This is a genomic window from Pseudomonas japonica (assembly GCF_900188455.1).
GTDB lineage: Bacteria > Pseudomonadota > Gammaproteobacteria > Pseudomonadales > Pseudomonadaceae > Aquipseudomonas > Aquipseudomonas japonica.
In genome coordinates, this window is record NZ_FZOL01000011.1 from 26,396 (window position 1) to 49,946 (window position 23,551).

Sequence of the window (23,551 nt, forward strand, 5' to 3'; positions counted from 1 at the left end):
ATCGGGTACGGCTAACGCCGGGACAGTCGCGGATCGGAGGCGGACATCAGCTCCGGAGGCAGAAAGTCACGCTGCGGCTCGTAGTCGCTTTTCAGGTAGTCGGCGAGGGCCTGCAGGTCGTCGGCGGCGAGGCTGCCAGCCGCCTGTTTCAGGCGCAGGTTGTCGAGAATGAAGTCGTAGCGCGCGTTGTTGTAGTCGCGCACGGCCTTGAACAGCTGGCGCTGGGCATTGAGCACATCGACGGTGTTGCGCGTGCCGATATCGGCGCCGACCCTGGAGGCCTTCAGCGACTCCTGGCTCGACAGCACGGTCTGCCGACGCGCGTGGATCTGTTCGATATCGGAATTCACCGCGCGGAAGAAATTGCGTGTGTCGAGCACCACTTCCTGGCGCTGGTCCTCGCGCAGTTCTTCGCTCTGCACCAGGCGCTGGTAGGCCTCGCGGGCCTGCGAACTGGTGCGTCCGCCGCTGAACAGGGGAATGTTCATTTCCAGCGCGACACTGCTCTGCTCGACGTTGCCGCCATAGCCGTCGAGCCCGAAATCGCTGGGGTTGGTGTAGCCGAAGCTGTCGTTGTCGCCACGCCGCCAGGACACCACGGCATCGACGGTCGGCGCATGCCCGGCGCGACGCTGACTGAGGTTCTCCTGCGCGGCCTGCACCGCCAGGTTGCTGGCCAGCAACGTCAGGTTCTGCCGCAGTGCCACCTCGACCCAGGCCTGGGTGTCGTCCGGTATCGGGGCCTGCACGGGCATCTGGTGACGCATGCCCTGGATGCTGGCGTAGGGTTTGCGGGTCAGGCGGATCAGTTGCTCGAACGCATCGTCGACCTTGCGCTGCGCCAGTTTGCGGTTGGCCAGGGCATTGTCGTAGGCCGACTGGGCATCCAGCACATCGGTGATGCTCGACATCCCGCCCTTGAGCCGGGCCCGGGCCTGGTCGTGCTGCTGGCGGAACGCCGCTTCTTCGGCGAGCGAGGCGGCCAGTTCGTCGCCGGCGCGCAGGGTTTCGTAGTAGACCTCGGCGGTTTTCAGGATCAGCGCCTGCTCTTTCGCCGACAGCTCCAGCGCGGCTTGCGCGGTATCGGCCTTGGCGGCCTGCAGTTCGAACCAGAAGGCGGCATTGAACACCGGCTGCTTGAGGTTGGCCTGCAGGGTGCTGCCACTGCGTGCGCGGCTCAGCGCGGGTTGATCACGGGTCAGGCGGGTAGCTTCGAGGCTCGACCCGACACTCAGCGCCGGCAGCAGATTGGCCCGCGCCTGCGGCAGGGCTTCCTGACGCGCGGCGAAGTCGGCACGGGCGGCGGCGATCTCGGCATTGTGCTGGACCGCCTGGCGGTAGACGGCCATCAGCTCGGCGCGATCCGCGCCCTGCGCCGCGAACGCGCACGCGGAAAACAACCCGACAAGAACGGCAACCCGTCGCACGGAAAACATGAACACATCCTTATGCACACGCCCAGGCATCCTGCTGATCAGAGAGATGGCTATCGCTCAGTGGGAATGTAGGTTTCCGGTTAATGGCATATAGCCATTTGAATGGTTGAACTCTAAGCGATCGTTGTGTGCAAAGCAATTTGCCGGGGGGTGTCCATGTTTGGCGGGGAAAGCGCATCAGGGCTGCCAGATGCCTGTCTTGAGGCTTGCAGCGCTCTTGAGATCGAGCGCCGTCCGCACGGCGCTTCGCTGTGCATGACGATGCCTTTCGAGCGCCCTCAAGATCGAGCGCCGCCCGCGCGGCGCTTCGCGAGCAAGCTCGCTCCCACAGTTTGTTGCAACGCGCCATGGCCTGTGGGATTTGAGTTGTCAGCCCCTGGTGCTTGGCGATTTATTGCGGGGAGGCTGTTGGGCCCGACTTGATATCGCGTCGTGCAAACAAGGCGGTCAATGGCGGTCTATCAGACATAGGTTCGTTGCAACAAACTGTGGGAGCGAGCTTGCTCGCGAAGCGCCGTGCGGACGGCGCTTGATCTCAAGGACGCTAGAAGAGCATCGTCATGCACAGCGATGCGCCGCGCGGGCGGCGCTCGATCTCACAGCCGCTACAACACTCAAGACAGGCACCTGGCGGCCTTCATGCGGTTTCCCGCCAGGCCGTCGAAGCGGTGTAGATACCCATGCCTATCGATCCCATCGATACCCACCATCGCCAGCATCAAGTTCCCCCGTCCGGGCGCGGCGCAGAAGATAGCGACATCCGCTTCCACGCCAAGGAACCCATCATGAAAACCGGCATGATCGCCGCCCTCCTCGCCCTGCTGGCCGCCCTCGGTGGCTGCGCCGCTCCGGCAGCCAGTCAACCCGACGGCCACTTCTATTCGGCCACCGAACTCTCCAGCGTGGCCCTGAGCCACGGCCAGCATGTGGCGGTCCTGCTCGGGCGCAATGCCGCGGCGACCCTCGACTACCTGCAACGCCACCGCGACCAGGCCACCGCCGATACTCCGCGCTCCACGCCGGTGGCCACCCTCGGCGGCACCCAGGCCTACACCTGGCTGGCCCACTCGCTGGCGCAGCAGTTCGCCGAGGTGACCTTCTACGACGACCTCGACACCCTGCTCGCCGACCGCCCCGACGTGATCGTGCTGCTCGATGCCCAGAGCCAGCTGGCCAGTGCCGACAGCGAAGCGCTGCAGGCCCGCGTGGTCGCGCGCTTCTTCGATCGTCAACTGACCTACATCGGCCGCGCCGAAGGCAGCGCGCACAAGGACGTCGACAGCGCCAACCTGATGCGCCAACTGGATGAAGAGCAGGCCGTACAGGCCGATGCCCTGCGCCAGTTCGACCGTTCGTTGCAGAGCCTGCTGAAGCAGCCGGTGTCCTAGGTTCTACTCGTCAGTTGCTGGTGTGACCCCAACCTCACCCAGGGACTATGCGACGTGACGCCACTCGGGCAATATTCTGTTACAGGAATACATCACTGCTGGGAGGCCCCATGTTCACCTTCTCTCGTCTCGCCCTGCTGCTCCTGGTAGTCGGCATGCTGCTGGGCGAAATCGTCCTGGCCAGCGTGGGCCTGGTGGGTGTATGCACCGCGGCGGTCCTCGCCGATCTGCGCCAGGATCCACCGGCACCGGAACCGACCACGGCGGATTTCCTCGCCTGACGCGGCATTCACCCCGCCCCCTTCTCCTGCTGAAGCACCGCCCAGGCCCGGGAGGCCAAGCCATGCATTCAAACGACATGACCCAGCGCTGCGTGGCCCTGGTTCTCGCCGCCGGGCGCGGGCGTCGCTTCGGCAGTGACAAGCGGGTCGCGCTGCTGCCGTCCGGGACGCGGATGCTGGCGGCGACCCTGGCGCGGGCCCTGGAAGCCTTCCCGAACGTCTGGGTAGTGCTGCGCCCGGACGATGATCCGCTGGCGCTGGGGCTGGACCCGCGGGTAACGGTAGTTCGCGCCGAGCACGCGGATGAAGGCATGGGCGCGAGCCTGGCGGCCGGAGTGCGGGCGCTTGAGGGCACGGAGTTCGAGGCGGTGGCGGTGCTGTTGGGGGACATGCCGTGGATCGAGCCTGGGACGTTGGAGAGCTTGCGGGATCTGGCGGAGGTCGGGCGGATCGTGGTGCCGACGTTTCTGGACCAGCGGGGGCATCCGGTGCTGTTCGGCCGGCGGTTCTGGCCCGGTTTGAGTGACCTGCGGGGGGATCAGGGCGGGAAGCGGGTCATGCAGGAGAACGCGGGGGATTGTCTGCTGGTGGCGTTGGATGATGAGGGGGTTGTTCGGGATGTGGATGTTTCGCCGGCAGTGCCGTCGAGTTCCCTTCCAGGGACTCGGTAGCGTGTCGCATATAGCGACAATGCTTCATCAACATCCGACTTTTTTGTAGGCAATTTCCCAAGCATAATCCCGCGCCGTATCAAGCGTTGCGCTCCTGGAAATCAGTGCCTACTCTCCGCCAGTCGCTGCATATCAGCGATCAGGTTTGGTCACCTGGCAAATCCGAAGCGCACAAGCGTCCATCCGTTTCAGCGGGCGCTTTTTTGTGGCTGCTGTTTCTCTATGGCGGCTGTGCGCAGGGCGCTTTCGAGCGCGCCGGGTTTGCCTCGGGTCCCGGTTGACCAACCTGCGTACAGTCGCCACCCATCGTTTGGTCACGACGTGGCGCCTCCGATCAAATGCGAGGAGATACACGAATGATTAAGCCTGTTCCTGATCCACCGCTACCCACCACCGCCCACACCCACTTCGCCACCTGCAACGGCCACCATCCCCCGCTGCTCGCCGTATGCGACGGCGCCTCCATGGAGGATGCCCTGGTGCATCTGTCGACCTCCCTGACATCGGCGTATGAAACCAACTTCCAGGTCTGCGAATCGGCGGATCCGCCCACCTGCGGCCTGGCCTGGGCGACCCAGCATTCGCTGGAAATCGCTCTGGCGCTGGTGGATTCGCTGTTGAAGGGATGCCTGAAGAAGGCCGAGGTTGCCGAATAGCCGATGCGGCCTTTGTCGGTCTGACGCTGAACCTGTAGGAGCTGGCTTGCCTGCGATCGGCGGCGCAGCCGTCGTAAACCCTGAGTCCGCGGTGGGCCTGGCACCCTGTGGATACTGGTTTTACGACTGCTTTGCAGCCGATCGCAGGCAAGCCAGCTCCTACGGGGATCGGTGTACGCCGATTGGACATACGCCGATTGGCAAACCTGCACTTCGTACCGAACCTAAAGCTTCACATACCCCGCCGCCCGATTATCCGCCTCATGTTCCTCGCCCTTCTTCACGCTGCAGCACAGGCAGAACACCAGCAAATCGGCGTAACTGCCCTTCATCGCCAGGCTCAGATAACGAAAGACATCGGCCAACTTCGCGGCACCCTGCAGGCACACCACACCCACATCATCCGCCGCGCCGCCTTCGGTGTAGAAGGTGTTGAGCATCTCCTCGCAGAAGTCGACATTCAGGTCATCCACCGTCAGGTCGATGTTGGGGATTTCATTCACGCTCTTGCTCAGCAACGGCGTGGTCAGCGAGTCGGACATGGAACCGGGACGGGGGGTGCTGCTGATTGCGTAATGGGTACTCTGGGTCAGCCCGATGGGAATGCCGTGGCGGTAGTGGTTATAGATCGACTTCAAGGGAAAGCCGGTATCCCCTTGATACCAACCGTAGTTGTCGATACCCCAAGGGAAATTGACTTCCATGTTGACCACGAACTTGCCGGCGACCTTGGTGCCATGCCCGATGATGAAGAACGTCGAGATATCGGCGAGGTCGAGGGTGTCCTTGATCAACACCACCACTTTGCCGCCAATGGAAATCCGTTTGGCCATTGCATCGCTCCCTGTGATTGACACTGCGCACGTGCTGTCGCGCCTAGCACGCTAGTCCAAATATCAAAACGCCACAATGCGCGCGCAAAGTTTCCCCCTGCCCGCCCCGCCTCGTCCGACGCCAAACGCCCTGGATGCACTGCCATCACGACAGCATCGTTATATATTTCAATATACAGCGTTGTCAGCGGGCGCTCGGCAGCGCTAGTATTCGCCGCGGTCCGGTTTCCATCGGACCGCCATCCGCAATGATTCCAATGGTTCGACGTCTTCGGGGAGGAAGGCCCGGGCTGTTTTGCGGGTATCGCTGTATATAAAAATACATAACGAAACAGGTCGTTTCCGTTTTCAATGCCGCAACGGACTACGACCTCTGCACACGGAGCAGTCATGCAGCCCTTCACCCCCCGTACCCTGGTGCTGGCCATCGCCGCCATCGGCGTCCCGTCCGCCTTCGCCGACGACAGCAAACCCTTCAGCCTCGGCGAAATCCGCATTGCCGCCCCACAGGATGACAAGCTCGCCACCGGCAGCAGCGTGGTCGAGTTGCAGGACATCCGCCTGCACGACCGGGAAACCGTCGACCGCGCCCTGGCCCTGGCCCCCGGCGTCAATCAGAGCTACATCGGCGGTCGCGCCGAACAAGTGGTCTACGTGCGCGGCTTTGACCGCCTGCAAGTGCCGGTGTACATCGACGGCATCCCCACCTACGTGCCCTACGACGGCAATATCGACCTCGGCCGGTTCACCACCTACGACCTGTCGCGCATCGAAGTGGCCAAGGGCTTCGCCTCGCTGCTCTATGGCCCCAACACCCTGGGCGGCGCGATCAACCTGGTCACCCGGCGCCCCACCCAGGCCTTCGAAGGCGAAGTCGGCGGCGGCCTGGAGCTGACCGACCACGGCAACGTCAATGCGTATCGCAGCTACGCCAACGTCGGCAGCAACCAGGGCAACTGGTGGATGCAGGGCGGCGTGTCCTACGTCGACTACGACTACACCCTGCTGCCGGACGACTTCGAACCAACCAACAACCAGCAAGGCAACGGCCGCCGCGAGAACAGCGACAAGCGCGACGGCAAGTTCAGCTTCAAGCTCGGCTTCACCCCCAACGAGACCGACGAATACGTCCTCGGCTACGTCCAGCAGGAGGGCCGCAAGGGCCAGCCGCCCTACGCCGGCGACCTGCCCGCCACCGGCCAGCGCAAGCGCTGGTGGGAATGGCCGCAGTGGGACAAGACCAGCCTGTTCCTCGCCACCAACACCCGTTTCGGCGAGCACGGCCTGAAGACCCGGGTCTACCACGACACCTTCAAGAACTCGCTGGAAAACTTCGTCTACAACAACGGCATCCCTGGCGCCCTGCAAAGCGGCTTCCCGAGCAAGTACGACGACGAATCCAGCGGTTTCTCCGTCGAAGGCGACCTGGCCCTGACCGAGGGCAACCGCCTGGGCGTGGCCTACCACTTCAAGGAAGACGTGCACCGCTCCCGCGACGGCAGCGACCCGCAGACCCACTTCCGCGACCAGACCCAGTCCATCGCCCTGGAAGACACCCTGCGCCTGAACGAGATCTTCAGCCTGGTCGGCGGCGTCTCGTACAACTACCGCAAGAGCCTGGACGCCGAGAACTACGGGACCAACAGCACCTCGCCACGACGCAAGACCCTGTACGACGAACCCACCGGCAGCGACGACGCGGTCAACAGCCAGCTCGGCCTGTTCATCAACACCGGGCCGCTGCTGGACATCGAGCACAATGGCCAGGTGCGCCTGACCGTGTCGCGCAAGAGCCGCTTCGCGACGATCAAGGACCGCTATTCGACCCGCTTCGGCACGGTCATTCCCAGCCCCGACCTGAAATCGGAACGCGCCACCCACTACGAGTTGGGCTACAGCGGTGCGCTGACGTCGCAATGGAGCCTGGACGCGGCGTTGTTCGTGGCCAATATCGAGGACTCGATCCAGCAGGTCACGGTCCCGGCGCAGCTCAATTGCGCGGCACCGTGCGGGCAGTACCAGAACATCGCCAAGGCCCGCAACCAGGGCGTCGAGCTGGGCCTGAAGGGCGATCTCGGCGACTGGGAGCTGGGCGCCAGCTACACCTTCCTCGACCGCGAGAACCGCAGCAATCCCGAACTGCACCCGATCGATACGCCCCGCCACAACCTGTTCGCCTCGGCCACCTGGAACCACGACGCCTGGCGCCTGACCGGCAGCGCCGAAGCGGCGTCGAAGCGCTACAACGTCTCGGACGGCACGCAGATGTCCGGCGGCTACGCGGTGTACAACTTCAAGAGCGGCTACCGCTTCAGCAACGACGTGCTGATCGAGGCCGGGGTGCGCAACCTGTTCGACCGTCTCTACGCGTACAGCGAGGGCTACCCGGAGATCGGCCGCAACTACTTCGTGCAATTCAATGTTCCGCTGTAAGGCATGGCTGCTCGCCTGGGCGTTGGGCCCGGCGAGCGCCTTCGCGGCGGCGGCGCAACCCGTGGTGGTGCTGACCAGCTACCCCGAGGAAATGATGAGCCGCTTCGAGGAAGCCTTCGAACAGGCCAATCCCGACTACCGCCTGCAGATCCTCTGGCGCCAGGGCTTCGATGCCCTGCCCTTCCTGCGCCAGCAGGACCAGGGTGGCGTCGATGTGTACTGGGCACCATCGCCGGGCAACTTCGCCCGGCTCGCCGAGGACGGCGGCTGGCAACCCTTGGGTGTCGATCTCGCAGGCTTGCCGGCGAAGATCGGCGACACCGCGCTGCGCGATGACGAGGCCCGCTACCAGGCCACCGAGCTGGCCGGCTACGGCTTCGCCAGCAATCCACGGCTGCTCGAGGAACTGGGCGTCGAGGCACCGAAGGACTGGACCGACCTGCTCGATGCGCGCCTGCGCGGGCGCATCGCCCTGCCCGACCCGGCCAGGGTCGGCTTCGCCCCGGTGCTGCTGGACATCGTGCTCCAGGCCTATGGCTGGGAGCGTGGCTGGGCGCTGTGGAGCGAGATCGCCGGGCAGTCGCGGCTGGTCAGTCGCGGCGGCACCCTGGTCAGCGACGAGGTGGCCAGCGGGCGCGCGGCGGTGGGCCTGTCCATCGACTTCTTCGTCGCCTCGGCGGTGAGCAATGGCCAGCCGGTGGACTTCGTCTACCCGGTCCATGGCGGGTTGAACCCGGCACATATCGCCATCACCCGCGAGGCGAAACAGGTGGAGGGCGCGCGGGCGTTCGTGCGTTTCGTGTTGTCCGATGCCGGGCAGAAGCTGCTGGCCGACCCGGATATCCGCAAATTGCCGGTGCGACCGGGCGTCTACGCCGAGCTGCCAGCGGGTTATCACAATCCGTTCGCCACGGCCTACCGCTACCAGGAAGCGTCCCGCGAGCGCCTGGCGCTGGTCACCTCGCTGTTCGTGCAATGGCTCGGCCAGCCCCATGAGCGCCTGACCGCGCTGTGGGCCCGGGTGCATGCCGGCGAAGCCCTGGGCCGCGACCTGCAGGCGGTGCGCGGGTACCTCGGCGTGCCGCCGCTCAGCGCCGGCCAGGCAGCCTCGGCGGACCTGCTGAAGCTGTTCGGCGCCCGTCAGGACGGCGGCATGGAGCGCCCGCCGGTCAGCGACCAGGACGAACTGGGCCGACGCGAAATCGCCTGGCAGTTCCACGCCGTCACCCGGCAGGCCGAGGCGGCGCGCCTGCTTGACGAGATGGGCCTGTGAAACGCGCCTGGTGGCTGCTGGTGCTGGCGATGCTTTCGGTCGGTGCCCGGGCCGACCGCGAGGCCTTCTCGCGGCCGTTGCCGGGACTGGACGACGAGGCGCGGCTGGAGCGTTTCTTCAAGGGCCGCGGGCTGTTTCGCCAGGCCTGGGTCATCGCACCGTCGCGGGACGAAGCGGTGGATGGCCTGGGGCCGCTGTACAACCGCATCACCTGCATCGCCTGTCATCCGAAGAATGGCCGCGGCCAGGCGCCGGTGGACGAGGATGCGCCGATGCGCACCCTGCTCGTGCGCCTGTCGCTGCCGGGGCAGGATGCCCATGGCGGACCGCGGCCCCATCCGGCCTACGGCGACCAGCTCAACGAACTGGGGATTCCCGGGGTGCGGGGTGAAGGTCGGGCACGGATTCGCTGGCAGGAAGAAGCGGTCGTGCTGGCGGATGGCGAGACGGTGAACCTGCGCCGGCCGCAGTTGCTGTTCAGCGAACTGGGCTACGGGCCGTTGGGAGACATTCGAACCTCGGTGCGGGTCGGTACGCCGGTGTTCGGATTGGGACTGCTGGAGGCGGTCAGTGCCGAGGACTTGCGGCGCATGGCCGAGGAGCCCAAGGCCGACGGCGTGCGCGGGCGGGTCAACCAGGTCTGGAGTGTCGAGCGCCAGCGCCTGGAACCCGGGCGCTTCGGGCTCAAGGCCAACCAGCCGGACCTGATGCAACAGATCGCCAGCGCCTTGCAGGGAGATCTGGGGATCACCTCACCGTTGTCTCCACGGCAGAACTGCGCGGCGCAGCAGCGCGATTGCCAGAAGGCGCTCAGCGGTGGCGAGCCGGAAGTGGATGCGCTGCAGCTGATGGATCTGCATTTCTATCTGGCGCAGCTGGCGCCACCGCAGCGCCGGGATCGGGACCGGGTGCAGCGCGGGGAAGCGCTGTTCGCCTCGGCGGGATGCGTTGCCTGTCATCGTCCGCGCTTGCAGGCGGGAACGCAGGTCATCGAGCCCTATACCGACCTGTTGCTGCATGACATGGGCGACGGGCTGGCGGATGGGCGCGAGGATTTCCTGGCGACCGGCAGGGAATGGCGCACCGCGCCATTGTGGGGGCTGGGGCTGATCGAGCGGATCAATCCCGGTGCGGGGTACCTGCACGATGGCCGGGCCCGGACGCTGAGCGAGGCGGTGATCTGGCATGGCGGGGAAGCCGAGGCGGCGCGAGATCGGTTCAGCGCCATGGCCCGGGAAGAGCGTGAAGCCCTGTTGCAGTTCCTGCAGTCGCTTTGACGCCGGGAATACCGCGAACGGCGTGGAGGCAGGATTTGCGGCCGCTTCGCGCCCGATCGCGGATAAATCCGCTCCTACAGGTTCTCCATTGCCCTTGAAGCGGCACGGTCCCTGTGGGAGCGGATTTATCCGCGATGAGGCCCGCAAGAGCAGCACAACTTTCAGATCAGCAGTCTTCAGCGAAAGAACTGACTCGGCGTGCGCCCGAAATGCTTGCGGAACATCGCGCTGAACGCACTGGGGCTGTCATACCCCAGCGCCCCCGCCACATCGATGATCTTCTCGCCCAGGGCAATGCGCTCCAGCGCCAGCAGCAGGCGTGCCTGCTGGCGCCACTGGCCGAAGGTCATGCCGGTCTCGCGGTGGAACAGGCGCTGGATGGTCTTTTCATCCAGGCCCAGGCGCGCGCTCCAGTCGGCCAGGGTCGAGTTGTCGCCGGGGTCGCGCTGCAGCGCCGCGCAGATCCTGCGCAAACGCGGCTCCGTCGGCTGGGGCAGGTTCAGCGGCAGGGTCGGGAGGATCTGCAACTCGTCGAGGATCAGACGCAGCACCCGCGCCTCCCGCGAATTCGCGCCATGGGGATGGCGAATGCCCACGGAAACCTTGATCAGTTCGCTGAGCAGGCTGGAAATGCTCACCGCGCACGTCTGCAGGGGCAATTCGCACTGCACGTCAGGCTGGACGAACACGCTGCGCATCTTCACCGCGCCGACGCAGCGGATCGAATGCATCTGCCCCCTGGGCATCCAGATGCCGCGGCTGGGCGGCACGGTCCACTGCTCCTGCGCCGAATGCACCACCATCACGCCCTCGATGGCGTAAATCAGCTGGTGCTTCTCATGGCAGTGCGGCCGGATGTACCAGTTCTCCGGGTAATCGGTGGCGCTGCTGCTGAGGGTCCAGTCGGCCAGGTCGATATCGCGGAGGAATTCGTCCAGTGGTCTGATCATCTTGCCCGTTTCTCGACAGTCGTTGTCCCAATCGCGCGAGACAGGCGCGCGGAGGGCCCCTAGCATAAGCTCCGAATCCATAACCCTGAACCCCTGTGAGCACATTTCCCCTTGTGTGCCGCGTGACTCTCCGGAAGGTCCAGCATGTCCGCCAGTAGCACCACCGCTTCAACCCTCTCCGCCACACCCAGCAGCAGCCAGAGCAGTCCGCTGGTGATGCAGGTGATCGCCGGTTGCGCCCTCGCCCACCTGGTCAACGACCTGATCCAGGCGGTGCTGCCGTCGATCTACCCGATCCTCAAGAGCAGCTACGGCCTGAGCTTCACCCAGATCGGCCTGATCACCCTGACCTTCCAGCTCACCGCCTCGCTGCTGCAGCCCTGGGTCGGCTACCACACCGACCGCCATCCCAAGCCGTGGCTGCTGCCGGTGGGCTCGATCTGCACCCTGATCGGCATCGTCCTGCTGGCCTTCGTCGGCAGCTTCGGCTCGATCCTGCTGGCTTCGGCCCTGGTGGGCATCGGTTCGTCGACCTTCCACCCGGAAGCCTCGCGCATCGCCCGCCTGGCCTCGGGTGGCCGTTTCGGACTGGCCCAGTCGACCTTCCAGGTCGGCGGCAATGCCGGCTCGGCGTTCGGCCCGCTGCTGGCGGCGGCGATCATCATTCCCTACGGCCAGGGACATACCGCCTGGTTCGGCCTGGTGGCGCTGTTTTCCATGTTCGTCCTGTACAAGCTGAGCCGCTGGTACAGCAACCACCTGAGCCTGTTCAAGCTCAAGCAGGGGACCAAGGCCACCCACGGCCTGTCGAAGCGCCGGGTGACCTTCGCCCTGGTGATCCTGGCCCTGCTGGTGTTCTCCAAGTACTTCTACATGACCAGCTTCACCAGCTACTTCACCTTCTACCTGATCGAGAAGTTCGACCTGTCGGTGGCCAGTTCGCAGTTGTACCTGTTCCTGTTCCTCGGCGCGGTGGCGGCCGGCACCTTCTTCGGCGGGCCGATCGGCGACCGTATCGGGCGCAAGGCGGTGATCTGGTTCTCGATCCTCGGCGCGGCGCCGTTCACCCTGGCCCTGCCCTACACCGACCTGTTCTGGACCAGCGTGCTCAGCGTGATCATCGGCTTCATCATGGCGTCGGCGTTTTCCGCCATCGTGGTCTATGCCCAGGAGCTGGTGCCGGGCAACGTGGGGATGATCGCCGGGATCTTCTTCGGCCTGATGTTCGGCTTCGGCGGCATCGGCGCGGCATTGCTCGGACACCTGGCGGACCTGCACGGGATCACCGAGGTCTACACCCTGTGCTCGTTCCTGCCGTTGCTGGGGATCATGACGATCCTGCTGCCTTCGACCAAAGGCGTCTGAAACAGCCTGGCAATCGCCCCCCGTAGGCGCGTGGCTTGCCCGCGCCTACGGGGGGAGAACGGCGCTCGCGTTTCAGCTATGGCCGATATCCCGGTCCTTGGTTTCCGGCATGAAGAAGATGCCCAGCACCGCGGTCATCACGGCAATGACGATGGGATACCAGAGGCCGTAGTAGATATCCCCGGTGGCCGCGACCATGGCAAAGGCCACGGTGGGCAGGAAGCCGCCGAACCAGCCGTTGCCGATGTGGTACGGCAGCGACATCGAGGTATAGCGGATACGCGCCGGGAACAGCTCCACCAGCCAGGCGGCGATCGGCCCGTAGACCATGGTCACGTAGATCACCAGGATGGTCAGGAGCAACAGCACCATCGGGTAGTTGGTCTTGGCCGGATCGGCCTTTTCCGGATAGCCGGCATTCTTCAGCGCACCGCCCAGGGTGGCGGTGAAGGCATCGTTGGCCGCCTTGAACTCCGCCGCCGGCAAGGCGCTGCCGTCGAAGCTCGGCAGCATGCTGTTGCCGATGCGCACCTGGGCCACCGCGCCCGGCTCGCCGACTTCGTTTTCATAGGGAATCGCCCGCTTGGCCAGCAGGCTCTTGGCCACGTCGCAGGAGCTGGTGAAGCGCGCCTTGCCCACCGGGTCGAACTGGAACGAACACTGCGCCGGATCGGCGATCACCGTCACCGGGTTCTGCTGCTGGGCGGTGTAGATATCCGGGTTGCCGAATTCGGTGAGGCCCTTGAAGATCGGGAAGTACGTCAGCGCGGCGAGGATGCAGCCGGCCATGATGATCTTCTTGCGTCCGATGCGATCGGACAGGCTGCCGAAAATGATGAAGAACGGCGTACCGATCAACAGCGAACCGGCGATCAGCAGGTTGGCGGTCTGCGGATCGATCTTCAGCGTCTGCAACAGGAAGAACAGCGCATAGAACTGCCCGGTGTACCAGACCACCGCCTGGCCGGCGGTACCGCCGAGCAGGGACATGATCACCACCTTGAGGTTGTCCCAGCGGGCGAAGGATTCGGTCAGCGGCGCCTTGGACGCCTTGCCTTCTTCCTTCATGCGCTTGAACACCGGCGACTCCTGCAGTTGCATGCGGATGTACACCGAAACGATCAGCAGCAGGATCGAGAGCAGGAAGGGAATCCGCCAGCCCCAGGCCTCGAAGGCTTCGGTACCCAGGGCGGTGCGGCAGGTGAGGATCACCAGCAGCGAGAGAAACAGGCCGAGGGTGGCGGTGGTCTGGATCCACGAGGTGAAGAAGCCGCGCCTGCCGGGTGGCGCGTGCTCCGCCACGTAGGTCGCCGCGCCACCGTACTCGCCGCCCAGGGCAAGGCCCTGCAGCAGGCGCAGGGTGATCAGGATGATCGGCGCCGCCACGCCGATGCTGGCGTAACTGGGCAACAGGCCGACGATGGCAGTGGACACGCCCATGATGATGATGGTGATGAGGAAGGTGTGTTTGCGCCCGATCATGTCGCCCAGGCGTCCGAAGACGATGGCGCCGAACGGCCGTACCGCAAAACCGGCGGCGAAGGCCAGCAGGGCGAAGATGAACGCGGTGGTTTCATTGACCCCGGCGAAGAAGTGCTTGGCGATGATCGCCGCCAGGGACCCGTACAGGTAGAAGTCGTACCACTCGAAGACCGTCCCCAGGGACGAGGCGAAGATGACCTTGCGCTCGTCGTGGGTGATGTTCTTGCCGGACGTGCTGCCCGGGGATGAAGTGCCGCTCATGACCGCCATGAATGTTCTCCGTCTTGTTCTTGTAGGCCGGAGCATCCCGCTATTGATTCCGCACGCACTCTGGCCATTCGAAAGGCTGATGACATCGGATTACGGACTGCGCCGGGCCTGGAACAGGCGGACGGCCTCGCGTTGCACGCAGCTGTAAGAATAATCGCAGGTTGGCAGATAGCCAGCGGTTGGCACGAGGGGCCGCCGTGCGGCGCGGCAGGCCCCGGGAGATTGCTCAGAAATGCCGGAACAAGGCCGCCGCCACGATCCCCGCGGCGATTGCCGGCAACGGCTTCTTCACCAGCAACATCACCACCGCGGTGCTCGCCAGCGCCACCCTCGCGCCGTTGTCGCCACTCACCGCCAGCGGCGTCAGCACCGCCACCAGCACCGAGCCGGACATGGCGCCGATGAACTGCTGCACGCGGTAGTTGATCGGCACGAAGGACATCACGAAAACCCCGCCCCAGCGGGTCGCCAGGGTTACCGCCGCCATGATCAGGACCAGAATGAGCGGGCCGTGCCCGCTGGTTTCAATGTTCATCCTTGCGTTTCTCCATCCACACCGCACCGACGATGCCACCGGCCAGGGCACCGACCACCACATGACTGTTCTCCGGCAGGAACCGGTACGCCAGCAACGCCGAACCGGCGGCGACCGCCCAGATCAGCAGCACGCGCAGGTCTTTCTTGCCGCCCACCACCATCGACAGCAGGAAGCAACCCATGACCATGTCCAGGCCCCAGCTCACCGGGTCGCTGACCAGGTTGCCGAAGTACAGGCCGAGCCAGGTACCGAGAATCCACGTCGACCACAGCGCCAGGCCACCGCCGAAGAGAATGCCCAGGCCCGGCTTGCCGGCGCTCAGCGCCTGCATCGCCATCGCCCAGTTGGCGTCCGACACCACCAGCATGATCCCGTAGCGCCGTGCCACCGGCAGCTCGCGCAGCCAGGGATAGAGCGTCGCGCCCATCAGCAGATGGCGGGCATTGATGGCGAACACGGTGACGATCAACGGCACCAGCGGCACCTGCGCGCCCCACAGATCGAGGGCGGCGAACTGCGACGCGCCCGCGAAGACCAGGGTGCTCATCCACATGATCGTCGGTGAATCCAGCCCGACCTGGGCCGCGGCCAGGCCGAAGGCCAGACCGAACACCACGACGAACATCGAGATCGGCAACAACTGCCGGAACCCGTCCCATACCTCGTTGTAGCCCAGCTCCGTGGAGCCCTTGGCAACCGATAACACAACCCTTCTCCTTCTTTGGCGCTCCGTCCGGCGGAGCGCTGTTACTCGAACGCAGCATTCGGACGCCAGTCACTATCCAGCAGACACAGCATTGCGAAAAGCGCATATTACGCGACTAACCCATTCGCTTATCGAATACATCGGAGCGTGCCCGTGCAGGACCTGCAGATCGACTGGCTCAAGTGTTTCGTCGCCGTGGTGGACACCGGCTCGCTGTCCAAGGCCGCGCCCGAGGTGCACCGCTCGCAATCGGCGGTGAGCATGCAGTTGAAGAAGCTGGAGGCGGCGCTGGGTCGCCAGTTGCTGGTACGCGATGCGCGCCAGCAGCAACTCACCGCGGATGGCCAGGTGCTGCTGGGTTATGCGCGGCGCATCCTCGACCTGCACAGCGATGCGCAGAATGCCTTTCATGGCGACGAGCTCACCGGGCGCATCCGCCTCGGCGTGCCGGACGACTACGCCGCGCGCTACCTGACCCCGGTGCTCAAGCGCTTCGCCCTGCGCTACGGCGCGGTGGAGATCGAGCTGGACTGCGAACAATCCACCTCGCTGATTCCGCGCATCGACCAGGGTGACCTGGATCTGGCCCTGGTATCCCGCGACCATTCACGGCGCGGCACCCTGCTGTTCCGTGAGCCGATGGTCTGGGTCGGCTCGCCGCAGTTCGATGTCTGGCGTCGTGATCCGCTGCCCATCGCCACCTATGAAAGCACCAGCCAGGCGCGGCGCTGTGCCATTCACTCGCTGGCCTTGCAGGGGCGGGATTACCGGGTGGTGTACAACAGCTCCAGCCTGGCCGGGCAGATCGCGGCGGTGGAAAGTGGCCTGGCGGTGGCGGTGCTGACCCGCTGCAGCGCGCCGGAGCATCTGGAAATCCTCGGTGCCGAGCATGGCCTGGGACCGCTGGAGCCGATGGAAGTGGCGGTGTATCGGAGCCGGGCATCGCACGGGTCGAAGCCGGTGGATCAGTTGTATGGGTTGCTGATCAAGACCTTGCGGAGGGTGGCCGTGTCCTGATTACCAGAGCGAATGCGATCCCTTGTAGGAGCTGGCTTGCCTGCGAACGACGGCGCAGCCGTCGCAAAACCTGAGTCCCAGGCATGCCTGACACGCCGCGCTCACAGTTTTGCGGCCGCTTCGCGCCCGTTCGCAGGCAAGCCAGCTCCTACAGGACTATCGCATGGCATCAGAAAGCCGCATTCAAGACATCCCGAGTGTCCAGCACCCGCGCATAATCCATCGCCAGGTTGTCCAGCGAGAGCGCATGCACCTCCGCCGCCGCCCAACACCGGCCATCCCGCCCGAGCAGATCGAAGGTGTAGCAGGCATCCGCCACCACCACGACATCGAACCCCAGGTTGCCGCCCGTGCGCGCCGTGGCCTCCACCGAGTTGTTGGTCGCCACCCCGCACACCACAAGCTGGCGGATCCCGCGCACATGCAGCCAGCGCTCAAGGCCCGAGGCGACAAAGGCATCCGGCACGTTCTTCTCGAACACCTGCTCGTTCCCCAGCGGCGCCAGCGCCTCCTGGAATTCGCAACCCACTTGCCCCGGTCGAAACACCGAGTCCGCGGAACGCGAGATATGCCGCACATGCACCACTGGTCGCCGCGACGTCCGCCAGGCTCGCAGCAAGGCTTCGACCTGCTGCTCCGCGTCGGGATTGTTGCGCCGGACACCCGCGGGGTTGGCGATGCCTTTCTGCATATCGACGATCAGCAGTGCGGCATTGTCCTCAAGCATCACGGGCACGCTCCAGCATCTCCAGCAGTTGCTGCGGATACACCGTCTCGGTGGTGCCGCGCAGTTCCTCGGCCGACCACCAGCGATGCGCCGCCATCACCTTCATCTCATGCGCGGTCCAGCCGTCGCGGCTGAGCTGTTGCGAGGTGGCCCGCACGCCGTAATACAGCTCCATCGAAATGACGTCCTCGCCGCTGGGCAGGCGCATGACGAAGCGTCGCTCGCCGACCGGCTCACCCACGTCGGCGACCTCGATACCGGTCTCCTCGCGCAGTTCGCGGATCGCCGCCTCGCGGAACCCCTCGCCCTCCTCCAGGCCACCACCGGGGGTGGCCCAGTGCGAGTGCCCCGCCAGCGCGTCATCGGTGTGCACGAAATGGAACAGCAGCACCCGCTGCTCGGGGTCGACGATCAAGAGGCGGGCTGATTTCCGTTCACGCATGACAGCAGGGTCCTTGTGGGCAGCAACGATGTTCGATTGGCGCGCGATGATGCCAGAAGCGGCGGTCATCATCACGCGAATCGGGCATGCGTCAGCAGGACTGCCAAGTGCTCAGGTCGTCCCACAGGATGCTGGGCCGGAAATCACCCGGTGCGAGCGATGGAGCGTCCTGGTAGAACGCTTGTGCCACGCGGATCTGGACCTTGCGTGGCCCCAGGTTCTCGACATAACCCACGTAGGTGACCCAACCGCGGTCGCTGCTGCGATTGGTACAGATACGGGTACCGAGTTCGCGCAGGCTCGCGACCCGCAGGCTTTCCTGCTGCGCGCGTTGCCGCTGGCGGTTTTCCTCCGCGAGACGTTCCTTTTCAGCCTCGTCCATGGCCTCGCGCTTGCGTTGTTGGGCGAGCGCCTCGCTGGCGGCTTCCAGGGCCTGGAAGTCGGCCTTGACTTGTGCGCTCGACGCATTCCAGAGCTGGTCGTAGAACGCCTTGACGTTCATCTTGATGCGGGCACGGGGATTTTCGTCCAACGCGACGAACGACTTGATGGATTGGAGCGCCCTGGCGTCGGGACGGTAACCATGGCGAAACGCGAGCTCCCCCATTTGCGGACCAGAAACGAAATCGGGCGCGTCACTCGAATAACCACTGACCCCATAGACATGCGCGGCAACGAGATCGGAGGATTCCGCGGTCGCTTGCCAATTCGGATTGGCGCCATGCTGCAGCAGCACTTCGATCACGCCGAGCTCGAATCGACCCATCGCTTGATCGAGCGGGGTGGTGTTCCGTCCCGTTGGCCGTCCCGTCGTCGCCTCTGGGCTGTACTCGCGGTTGACGTTTGCGCCCGCGGCGATCGCTGCCTTGACGGCGTCGAGGTTGTATCCATAGATGCCCCCCAGCAGGCGTATATCCGGCCCTTGCTCGCTCAGGAATTGCCTCCAGTGCTCCCGAGCCTGGTTGGACGCCGTGCCTTCCAGACGGTGGCTGTGGCAAGCCTGGTACTTGGGTTCAAAGTGGGTGGCCGAGAGACAGTTACGCAGAGCCTGAGCCGACTCGGCGGTCTTTTCACGATTTTCCGAAGTCGTGCCACATCCAATCAGAAACAGTGATAACGCGAAGGGAACAATGTGCTTCACAGCCAACGATCCTTGCTGAAGTGAAAATCGAGATATACGCAGCGACGATATCACAACGACATCACTCATGACGCTTCAAGCGAATCTGCCATGCCCCAGGCAACAGGCTGTCTTGCACACGAAACGTCGGGAGTGATCAGCAGGTCATCCTGACGCCCTGTTGTCGGTACGCCAGTGGCTCGATTGATGACGCATGTAGGTGCGCAGGGCAATCTGCGGGCCGTCATGCCAGGGTGCTTCGCTGGTGATGATCGAGGCAATGCGGTCGACGCGGAAATCGCGATAGGCCGCACGGGTGTTGCACCAGCTGCCGACGGTCCACTTGCCGCCCCAGTAGAACAGGCCGATGGGCTGGATCAGGCGGTGCGACACGGCGCCGTCGAGACTGGTGTAGGTGATCTGCAGCACGCGCTTGTGCTCGATGGCCTGGCGCAGGCTGCTGAGGTGCCCGCGGGTCGTGGCATCGGCGCTGCCCGTGGCGCGAACCGGGCTTTGCCGCGTGTCGCTGCGCTGCTCCGGCGCAATGGCCGAGACCTTGCTCAGCAGGGTCCGCGCGGCGCCGGCGAGTTGCGGGTCGGCGCTGCCGGCGAGCATTTCCATGCCGAGGGTCAGCGCGTCGACCTCGATGCGGCTCAGGCGCAGCGGTGGCATCTCGAAAGCGGCGTCGAGGGCGTAGCCAACGCCCGTGGTGCCATACACCGGGACACCACTCAGGGACAGGTCGTCGATATAGCGATAGATCGAGCGCACCGACACGCCGATGCGCTCGGCCAGGCGCTCGGCGGTGATCGGCTGGTGCACGCGGATGAGGTTGACCAGCTGGAACAGGCGATCGGCTTTGTGCATGGAGAATTACCTCGTGAGTATCGGCATATCGCTGGCGCGCGGCTCGGCATATCGGATTCTCTTGCCACCCTGCTCCGCCACCTCCTGCGCCTGTCCATCCCGCTGCTTGCCCTGCCGGGCCAGGCCCACCAGCCGCGGGATCAACGGCCCTTCCGGGAGGTGCCGCCAGAACCGCCCGGGCATATGCAGACGCAAGGCGTCGGGGTTGACCCGTGCCGGGTTGAAGGTGTGGCGGTAATAGGTCAGCCACAGGTCGGCATCGGGGTCGTCCGCCTCCCGCGCCCACTGCCGCCATGCTTCGGGGCACTGGCGGCGGTAATCGAACTGCGCACCGTCATAGCGGATGCCATCGCGCGAGGTCGCGATCAGCCAGCGCTGCCGCCCCAGGCGTTCGGCGAAATGGTCGCTGGCGCTTTCGAGAATGTCGTGGGCCGGTTCGTGAAAGGCCACCAGATCCAGTTGCAGGCGCTCGGCCAGCAGCGTCGGCAACGGCACGAAACGCACGAAGGCGTGCAGGTGATGGGCTTCGCGGGTGACCTGCCTGATCCGCCGTTGCAACTCGCTGCCCAGGCGGTCGCCGGCGAGCATGGCGGTACGGTCGCCATGGGCCACGCGCCAGAGCACTTCGTAGAGCAGGTTCCAGCGCTGCTCACCGCGATAGCGGGCAGCCAGCTGCAACTGCTCCAGCAACTGCACCGGCACCCGCGCCCTGAACGGTCCGGGCCCCCGCGGCAGTGCATCGGGCTGGGCCAGCAGGTCCTGGATCGGTCCCTGGCCCCAGTTGACCTCGGCCGGGTCGATGCCATGCCCGAGCAGTACCCGCGCCTGGTCGCGCCAGGTGGCGAAGGTGTCGTCGCAGTCGAGGGCAATCATCCCCACAACCCCATCTGCACTGGTGCCTGCGGCTCACGCAGCCGAGCACGGAGCAGACCGCTGCGCATCTCCCCCAGCACCGGGCGATAGTCGCTGGTGACGATGAACGGCCGCGCCTTGTCCAGCACGCAGCGCAACTGGATCAGGTCGTCGTAGCGCACCCGCCGCTCGCGGCGCAGCGCCACCAGGCGCTGCACGCTGCGCAGGCCGATGCCCGGCACCCGCGCCAGCAAGGCCGGCTCGGCGCGGTTGATATCCACCGGAAACACCTCGCGATGGGACAGCGCCCAGGCCAGCTTGGGATCGATATCCAGGGCCAGGTTGTTCGCCTCGCTGAGCAGTTCGCCAGCCTTGTAGCCATAGCCGCGCATGAGGAAATCAGCCTGGTACAGGCGGTGCTCGCGCAACAGCGGTGGCGCCGCCAGCGGCACGCTGTCGGGGCTGTCCGGGATCGGGCTGAACGCCGAGTAGTACACGCGCTTGAGGCCATAGCCCTGATACAGCGATTCGGCATTGCGCAGGATGGTGCGGTCGTCCGAGGCATCGGCGCCGACGATCATCTGCGTGCTCTGCCCCGCCGGGGTGAAGCGCGGCGCCCGCGCCTCGCCGGCCACCGCCTGCTGGCCACGGTGGATGGTGCCCATGGCCCGGCGGATGCTGCTCACCTGCTTTTCCGGGGCCAGGCGCCTGAGGCTGGCATCGCTGGGCAGCTCGATATTGACGCTGAGGCGATCGGCCAGGCGCCCGGCTTCCTCGATCAGCAACGGATCGGCGTCGGGGATGGTCTTGAGGTGGATGTAGCCGCGAAAGCCATGTTCCTCACGCAGCAGCCGGGCGACCCGCACCAGTTGCTCCATGGTGTAGTCCGCCGAACGGATGATCCCGGAACTGAGGAACAGCCCGCTGATGCAGTTGCGCCGATAGAAATCCAGGGTCAGGCGCACCACTTCCTCGGGGCTGAAGCGCGCCCGCGGGACATTGCTGGAACGGCGGTTGACGCAGTACTGGCAGTCGTACAGGCAGAAGTTGGTCAGCAGCACCTTGAGCAGCGACACGCAGCGGCCGTCCGGGGTGTAGCTGTGGCAGATGCCCATGCCATTGGTCGCGCCAAGCCCGTCGCGGCCCTTCGAGCTGCGCTTGGGGGCACCACTGCTGGCACACGAAGCGTCGTACTTGGCGGCGTCGGCGAGGATGCCGAGCTTGGCGATGAGTTGCATGGGGAGCGCTTCCCGAATACTGAATATCCATACAGTATTTCGAGATTGGCAAGGATGCAAGCGCCTGTCGTCGATCTAGCCGGGATGCCCGTCCACCCTCGCCCGCACCAGCATCGGCGCGTAGCCGCGAATGAACAGGCCGAACGCCACGGTCCAGCACAGCGTCGCCAGCCCCAGACCGACGTGGGTATGCAGCGGCACCAGCAGCACCCGGGCGAGCCCGGCCAGGTTGAGCAGGACGAAGGCCAGGGTCATGCCCTTGGGCGGCTCCAGGGGGCGTCCGGTGTGGCCAAGACTGACCCGGGCGATCATCGCCAGGATCAGTCCGGCCATGCCGCCCACCGTCAGGCAGTGCACGGCCAGGCTCGGGTTCAGCGCCACGCCGAAATGCCACAGCGCCATGCCTGCGCAGGCCACCGCCAGCCAGGCATAGGCCAGGTGCAGCGACCACAGCAGCGGTACCCGCCACAGGCCGCGATCATGCCAGCGCAACAGGCGGATGCCATGACCGATCGCCAGCGCGGCAAACAGCCCGCCGACCAGGACACCGGGCCGCAGCGCCAGGCCCGTCGCATACAACACCGCGACCAGCGCCGAACCGCCCAGCAGCAGCCAGTCCAGCCACGCCCAGGGCTGCACCGCCGTCGCCCTCCCCAGTCCCCGCTGGGTAAAGAACGGAATCACCCGGCCGCCGATCAGGCCCATCATCGCCGCCACCAGCCACAGCCCGCCGAGCACACCCTGGCGTTGCCAGCCATCGTTGCCGTGGACCACGCCAGCCATCGCGATGCCGTCCACCAGGGTCAGCAACAGCAGCAGCGCCACCAGTGGGTAGTTGCGCTGCTGGCGGACCTTCCACAAGGTGCGTCCCATGAGCCCCGCCAGCAGCAGCGGAAAGCCCAGTTCCAGCAGCACCAGCAACGGCCAGGGTGCCGCCCCCAGCCAGGCCAGGCGCCCCGCCAGCCAGACCAGGGCCAGGGCCGCCAGGCGCTTGCCGCTCAGGCCTGGCTGGCCGGTCCAGGTCTGCACCGCGGTCAACAGAAAGCCGGCGACGATCGCCAGGCCGAAACCGAACAGCAGTTCATGCCGGTGCCAGGCCAGCCAGCCGCCGGCGGGCGCCCACTCCAGCTTGCCGCTCAGGGCCACCAGCCACAGCGGCAACACCAGCAGCGCGAGCAAGCTGCCGCCGAGGAAGAACGGGCGAAACGCCAGGCGCCACAGTGGCGCGATCGCCATGGCTTTCTTGCGGTCGATCACTTGCATGGCGGGCTCCCCCGGTTCACCAGCTCAGATAGAACATGCCCTTGGCCAGCAGCACGATCAGCAACAGATGAGTAAAGACGCTGGCGTGGATGAAACGCACCGCCGTCGCCGTCATGCGGCCGCTGCGAAACAACCACAGCGCCGTGACGAAATGCCCGAGCACGCTGAGGGCGACCAGGATCTTCAGGCCGAGCAAGGTGCCGAACGGCGAGTCCAGCGGCGCCGCCAGTTGCGCCAGGTAACGCTCGCGGACCATGCCCGCGCCGGCCCCGAACAGCACCAGCAGCACCCAGGGCATCAGCCGGCGGGCGCGCTGGCCGATGGCGTGTTCGAGCATCATCATCAGCCGGTCGGGCAATTGCTGGCGGATCCCGCCGATGAACAGCACTTCGAAAAATACCGTGCCGATGAACACGATGGCGGCGAACAGATGCAGGGTCAGCAGAACGGGATAGATCATGGCGGG

General features: G+C 65.4%; 23 protein-coding genes. 9 read left to right on the forward strand and 14 right to left on the reverse strand.

Annotated features, from left to right (window positions below; translation table 11 throughout):
* Nucleotides 1-11: 11 nt before the first annotated feature.
* The gene (locus CHB99_RS14940) at nt 12-1,436 is read right to left on the reverse strand and encodes a TolC family outer membrane protein (protein WP_052419491.1); all 1,425 of its coding nucleotides are present in this window, start codon (nt 1,434-1,436) and stop codon (nt 12-14) included.
* 785 nt (nt 1,437-2,221) lie between these two features.
* Between CHB99_RS14940 and CHB99_RS14945 the strand changes: the two genes are divergently transcribed.
* The 4 genes from CHB99_RS14945 to CHB99_RS14955 all read left to right on the forward strand — a co-directional run bounded on the left by CHB99_RS14945 (nt 2,222) and on the right by CHB99_RS14955 (nt 4,432).
* Nucleotides 2,222-2,824: a hypothetical protein gene (locus CHB99_RS14945; RefSeq protein WP_042126796.1), complete on the forward strand. Its 603-nt coding sequence runs from the start codon at nt 2,222-2,224 to the stop codon at nt 2,822-2,824.
* A gap of 110 nt (nt 2,825-2,934) precedes the next feature.
* Nucleotides 2,935-3,105, forward strand: coding sequence for a hypothetical protein (locus CHB99_RS29790; protein WP_167335878.1), 171 nt, complete (start codon nt 2,935-2,937; stop codon nt 3,103-3,105).
* 62 nt (nt 3,106-3,167) lie between these two features.
* Nucleotides 3,168-3,776, forward strand: a complete 609-nt coding sequence (locus CHB99_RS14950) for a nucleotidyltransferase family protein (RefSeq protein ID WP_042126794.1) — start codon at nt 3,168-3,170, stop codon at nt 3,774-3,776.
* A gap of 356 nt (nt 3,777-4,132) precedes the next feature.
* The gene (locus tag CHB99_RS14955; protein WP_042126792.1) at nt 4,133-4,432 is read left to right on the forward strand and encodes a hypothetical protein; all 300 of its coding nucleotides are present in this window, start codon (nt 4,133-4,135) and stop codon (nt 4,430-4,432) included.
* Nucleotides 4,433-4,656: 224 nt separating this feature from the next.
* Here the strand turns inward: CHB99_RS14955 and CHB99_RS14960 are convergent, their stop codons facing one another.
* Complete coding sequence (locus CHB99_RS14960; protein WP_042126790.1) at nt 4,657-5,265, reverse strand: hypothetical protein; 609 nt, start codon at nt 5,263-5,265, stop codon at nt 4,657-4,659.
* A 390-nt stretch (nt 5,266-5,655) separates the two neighbouring features.
* Here CHB99_RS14960 and CHB99_RS14965 point away from each other — a divergent pair, with 390 nt between their 5' ends.
* From CHB99_RS14965 to CHB99_RS14975, 3 genes are read left to right on the forward strand one after another with little or no spacing between them, the layout of a single operon-like run.
* A complete protein-coding gene (locus CHB99_RS14965) occupies nt 5,656-7,698 on the forward strand; it encodes a TonB-dependent receptor plug domain-containing protein (protein ID WP_042126788.1) in 2,043 nt (680 codons plus the stop codon).
* The gene (locus tag CHB99_RS14970; protein WP_052419489.1) at nt 7,685-8,971 is read left to right on the forward strand and encodes an ABC transporter substrate-binding protein; all 1,287 of its coding nucleotides are present in this window, start codon (nt 7,685-7,687) and stop codon (nt 8,969-8,971) included. Before CHB99_RS14965 ends, CHB99_RS14970 begins: the two co-directional genes overlap by 14 nt.
* Nucleotides 8,968-10,248, forward strand: coding sequence for a di-heme oxidoreductase family protein (locus tag CHB99_RS14975; RefSeq protein WP_042126786.1), 1,281 nt, complete (start codon nt 8,968-8,970; stop codon nt 10,246-10,248). The genes CHB99_RS14970 and CHB99_RS14975 overlap by 4 nt, the downstream gene beginning before the upstream one ends.
* 176 nt (nt 10,249-10,424) lie before the next feature.
* Here CHB99_RS14975 and CHB99_RS14980 read toward each other — a convergent pair whose 3' ends face one another.
* Nucleotides 10,425-11,198 carry an AraC family transcriptional regulator gene (locus tag CHB99_RS14980; RefSeq protein ID WP_042126784.1) on the reverse strand — a complete coding sequence of 258 codons (774 nt, stop codon included), beginning with the start codon at nt 11,196-11,198 and terminating at the stop codon, nt 10,425-10,427.
* Nucleotides 11,199-11,342: 144 nt separating this feature from the next.
* Between CHB99_RS14980 and CHB99_RS14985 the strand changes: the two genes are divergently transcribed.
* Nucleotides 11,343-12,563 carry an MFS transporter gene (locus CHB99_RS14985; RefSeq protein ID WP_042126782.1) on the forward strand — a complete coding sequence of 407 codons (1,221 nt, stop codon included), beginning with the start codon at nt 11,343-11,345 and terminating at the stop codon, nt 12,561-12,563.
* 72 nt (nt 12,564-12,635) lie between these two features.
* On the opposite strand, the gene CHB99_RS14990 is transcribed toward CHB99_RS14985, so the two are convergent.
* The 3 genes from CHB99_RS14990 to CHB99_RS15000 form a co-directional block, all read right to left on the reverse strand.
* Nucleotides 12,636-14,315 carry an MFS transporter gene (locus CHB99_RS14990; RefSeq protein ID WP_042126781.1) on the reverse strand — a complete coding sequence of 560 codons (1,680 nt, stop codon included), beginning with the start codon at nt 14,313-14,315 and terminating at the stop codon, nt 12,636-12,638.
* A gap of 226 nt (nt 14,316-14,541) precedes the next feature.
* Nucleotides 14,542-14,850 carry an AzlD family protein gene (locus CHB99_RS14995; RefSeq protein WP_042126780.1) on the reverse strand — a complete coding sequence of 103 codons (309 nt, stop codon included), beginning with the start codon at nt 14,848-14,850 and terminating at the stop codon, nt 14,542-14,544.
* On the reverse strand, nt 14,840-15,559 hold the full coding sequence (locus tag CHB99_RS15000; RefSeq protein WP_042126778.1) for an AzlC family ABC transporter permease: 720 nt from the start codon (nt 15,557-15,559) through the stop codon (nt 14,840-14,842). Before CHB99_RS15000 ends, CHB99_RS14995 begins: the two co-directional genes overlap by 11 nt.
* A gap of 147 nt (nt 15,560-15,706) precedes the next feature.
* Between CHB99_RS15000 and CHB99_RS15005 the strand changes: the two genes are divergently transcribed.
* Complete coding sequence (locus CHB99_RS15005) at nt 15,707-16,576, forward strand: LysR family transcriptional regulator (RefSeq protein WP_042126776.1); 870 nt, start codon at nt 15,707-15,709, stop codon at nt 16,574-16,576.
* Nucleotides 16,577-16,745: 169 nt separating this feature from the next.
* Here the strand turns inward: CHB99_RS15005 and CHB99_RS15010 are convergent, their stop codons facing one another.
* From CHB99_RS15010 to CHB99_RS15045, 8 genes are all read right to left on the reverse strand, one after another.
* Nucleotides 16,746-17,303 (reverse strand): cysteine hydrolase family protein, encoded by a 558-nt coding sequence (locus tag CHB99_RS15010; RefSeq protein WP_042126773.1) that lies wholly within the window; start codon nt 17,301-17,303, stop codon nt 16,746-16,748.
* Nucleotides 17,296-17,745: an NUDIX hydrolase gene (locus CHB99_RS15015; protein ID WP_042126771.1), complete on the reverse strand. Its 450-nt coding sequence runs from the start codon at nt 17,743-17,745 to the stop codon at nt 17,296-17,298. Before CHB99_RS15015 ends, CHB99_RS15010 begins: the two co-directional genes overlap by 8 nt.
* 91 nt (nt 17,746-17,836) lie before the next feature.
* Nucleotides 17,837-18,886 carry a hypothetical protein gene (locus CHB99_RS29550; RefSeq protein WP_141137292.1) on the reverse strand — a complete coding sequence of 350 codons (1,050 nt, stop codon included), beginning with the start codon at nt 18,884-18,886 and terminating at the stop codon, nt 17,837-17,839.
* Between the two features lie 144 nt (nt 18,887-19,030).
* A complete protein-coding gene (locus CHB99_RS15025) occupies nt 19,031-19,732 on the reverse strand; it encodes a helix-turn-helix transcriptional regulator (protein ID WP_042126767.1) in 702 nt (233 codons plus the stop codon).
* Nucleotides 19,733-19,738: 6 nt separating this feature from the next.
* Nucleotides 19,739-20,611, reverse strand: coding sequence for a TIGR03915 family putative DNA repair protein (locus CHB99_RS15030; protein WP_084702828.1), 873 nt, complete (start codon nt 20,609-20,611; stop codon nt 19,739-19,741).
* A complete protein-coding gene (locus CHB99_RS15035) occupies nt 20,602-21,822 on the reverse strand; it encodes a putative DNA modification/repair radical SAM protein (RefSeq protein ID WP_042126763.1) in 1,221 nt (406 codons plus the stop codon). The genes CHB99_RS15030 and CHB99_RS15035 overlap by 10 nt, the downstream gene beginning before the upstream one ends.
* 75 nt (nt 21,823-21,897) lie before the next feature.
* On the reverse strand, nt 21,898-23,085 hold the full coding sequence (locus tag CHB99_RS15040) for an NnrS family protein (protein ID WP_042126761.1): 1,188 nt from the start codon (nt 23,083-23,085) through the stop codon (nt 21,898-21,900).
* 16 nt (nt 23,086-23,101) lie between these two features.
* Nucleotides 23,102-23,545 (reverse strand): CopD family copper resistance protein, encoded by a 444-nt coding sequence (locus CHB99_RS15045; protein ID WP_042126758.1) that lies wholly within the window; start codon nt 23,543-23,545, stop codon nt 23,102-23,104.
* Nucleotides 23,546-23,551 lie beyond the last annotated feature (6 nt).

Bases quoted from the DNA above. Each gene is read 5' to 3' on its own strand.
- CHB99_RS14940 (WP_052419491.1), bottom strand. From the start codon at position 1,436: ATGTTTTCCGTGCGACGGGTTGCCGTTCTTGTCGGGTTGTTTTCCGCG.
- CHB99_RS14945 (WP_042126796.1), top strand. From the start codon at position 2,222: ATGAAAACCGGCATGATCGCCGCCCTCCTCGCCCTGCTGGCCGCCCTC.
- CHB99_RS29790 (WP_167335878.1), top strand. From the start codon at position 2,935: ATGTTCACCTTCTCTCGTCTCGCCCTGCTGCTCCTGGTAGTCGGCATG.
- CHB99_RS14950 (WP_042126794.1), top strand. From the start codon at position 3,168: ATGCATTCAAACGACATGACCCAGCGCTGCGTGGCCCTGGTTCTCGCC.
- CHB99_RS14955 (WP_042126792.1), top strand. From the start codon at position 4,133: ATGATTAAGCCTGTTCCTGATCCACCGCTACCCACCACCGCCCACACC.
- CHB99_RS14960 (WP_042126790.1), bottom strand. From the start codon at position 5,265: ATGGCCAAACGGATTTCCATTGGCGGCAAAGTGGTGGTGTTGATCAAG.
- CHB99_RS14965 (WP_042126788.1), top strand. From the start codon at position 5,656: ATGCAGCCCTTCACCCCCCGTACCCTGGTGCTGGCCATCGCCGCCATC.
- CHB99_RS14970 (WP_052419489.1), top strand. From the start codon at position 7,685: ATGTTCCGCTGTAAGGCATGGCTGCTCGCCTGGGCGTTGGGCCCGGCG.
- CHB99_RS14980 (WP_042126784.1), bottom strand. From the start codon at position 11,198: ATGATCAGACCACTGGACGAATTCCTCCGCGATATCGACCTGGCCGAC.
- CHB99_RS14985 (WP_042126782.1), top strand. From the start codon at position 11,343: ATGTCCGCCAGTAGCACCACCGCTTCAACCCTCTCCGCCACACCCAGC.
- CHB99_RS14990 (WP_042126781.1), bottom strand. From the start codon at position 14,315: ATGGCGGTCATGAGCGGCACTTCATCCCCGGGCAGCACGTCCGGCAAG.
- CHB99_RS14995 (WP_042126780.1), bottom strand. From the start codon at position 14,850: ATGAACATTGAAACCAGCGGGCACGGCCCGCTCATTCTGGTCCTGATC.
- CHB99_RS15010 (WP_042126773.1), bottom strand. From the start codon at position 17,303: ATGCTTGAGGACAATGCCGCACTGCTGATCGTCGATATGCAGAAAGGC.
- CHB99_RS15015 (WP_042126771.1), bottom strand. From the start codon at position 17,745: ATGCGTGAACGGAAATCAGCCCGCCTCTTGATCGTCGACCCCGAGCAG.
- CHB99_RS15025 (WP_042126767.1), bottom strand. From the start codon at position 19,732: ATGCACAAAGCCGATCGCCTGTTCCAGCTGGTCAACCTCATCCGCGTG.
- CHB99_RS15035 (WP_042126763.1), bottom strand. From the start codon at position 21,822: ATGCAACTCATCGCCAAGCTCGGCATCCTCGCCGACGCCGCCAAGTAC.
- CHB99_RS15040 (WP_042126761.1), bottom strand. From the start codon at position 23,085: ATGCAAGTGATCGACCGCAAGAAAGCCATGGCGATCGCGCCACTGTGG.
- CHB99_RS15045 (WP_042126758.1), bottom strand. From the start codon at position 23,545: ATGATCTATCCCGTTCTGCTGACCCTGCATCTGTTCGCCGCCATCGTG.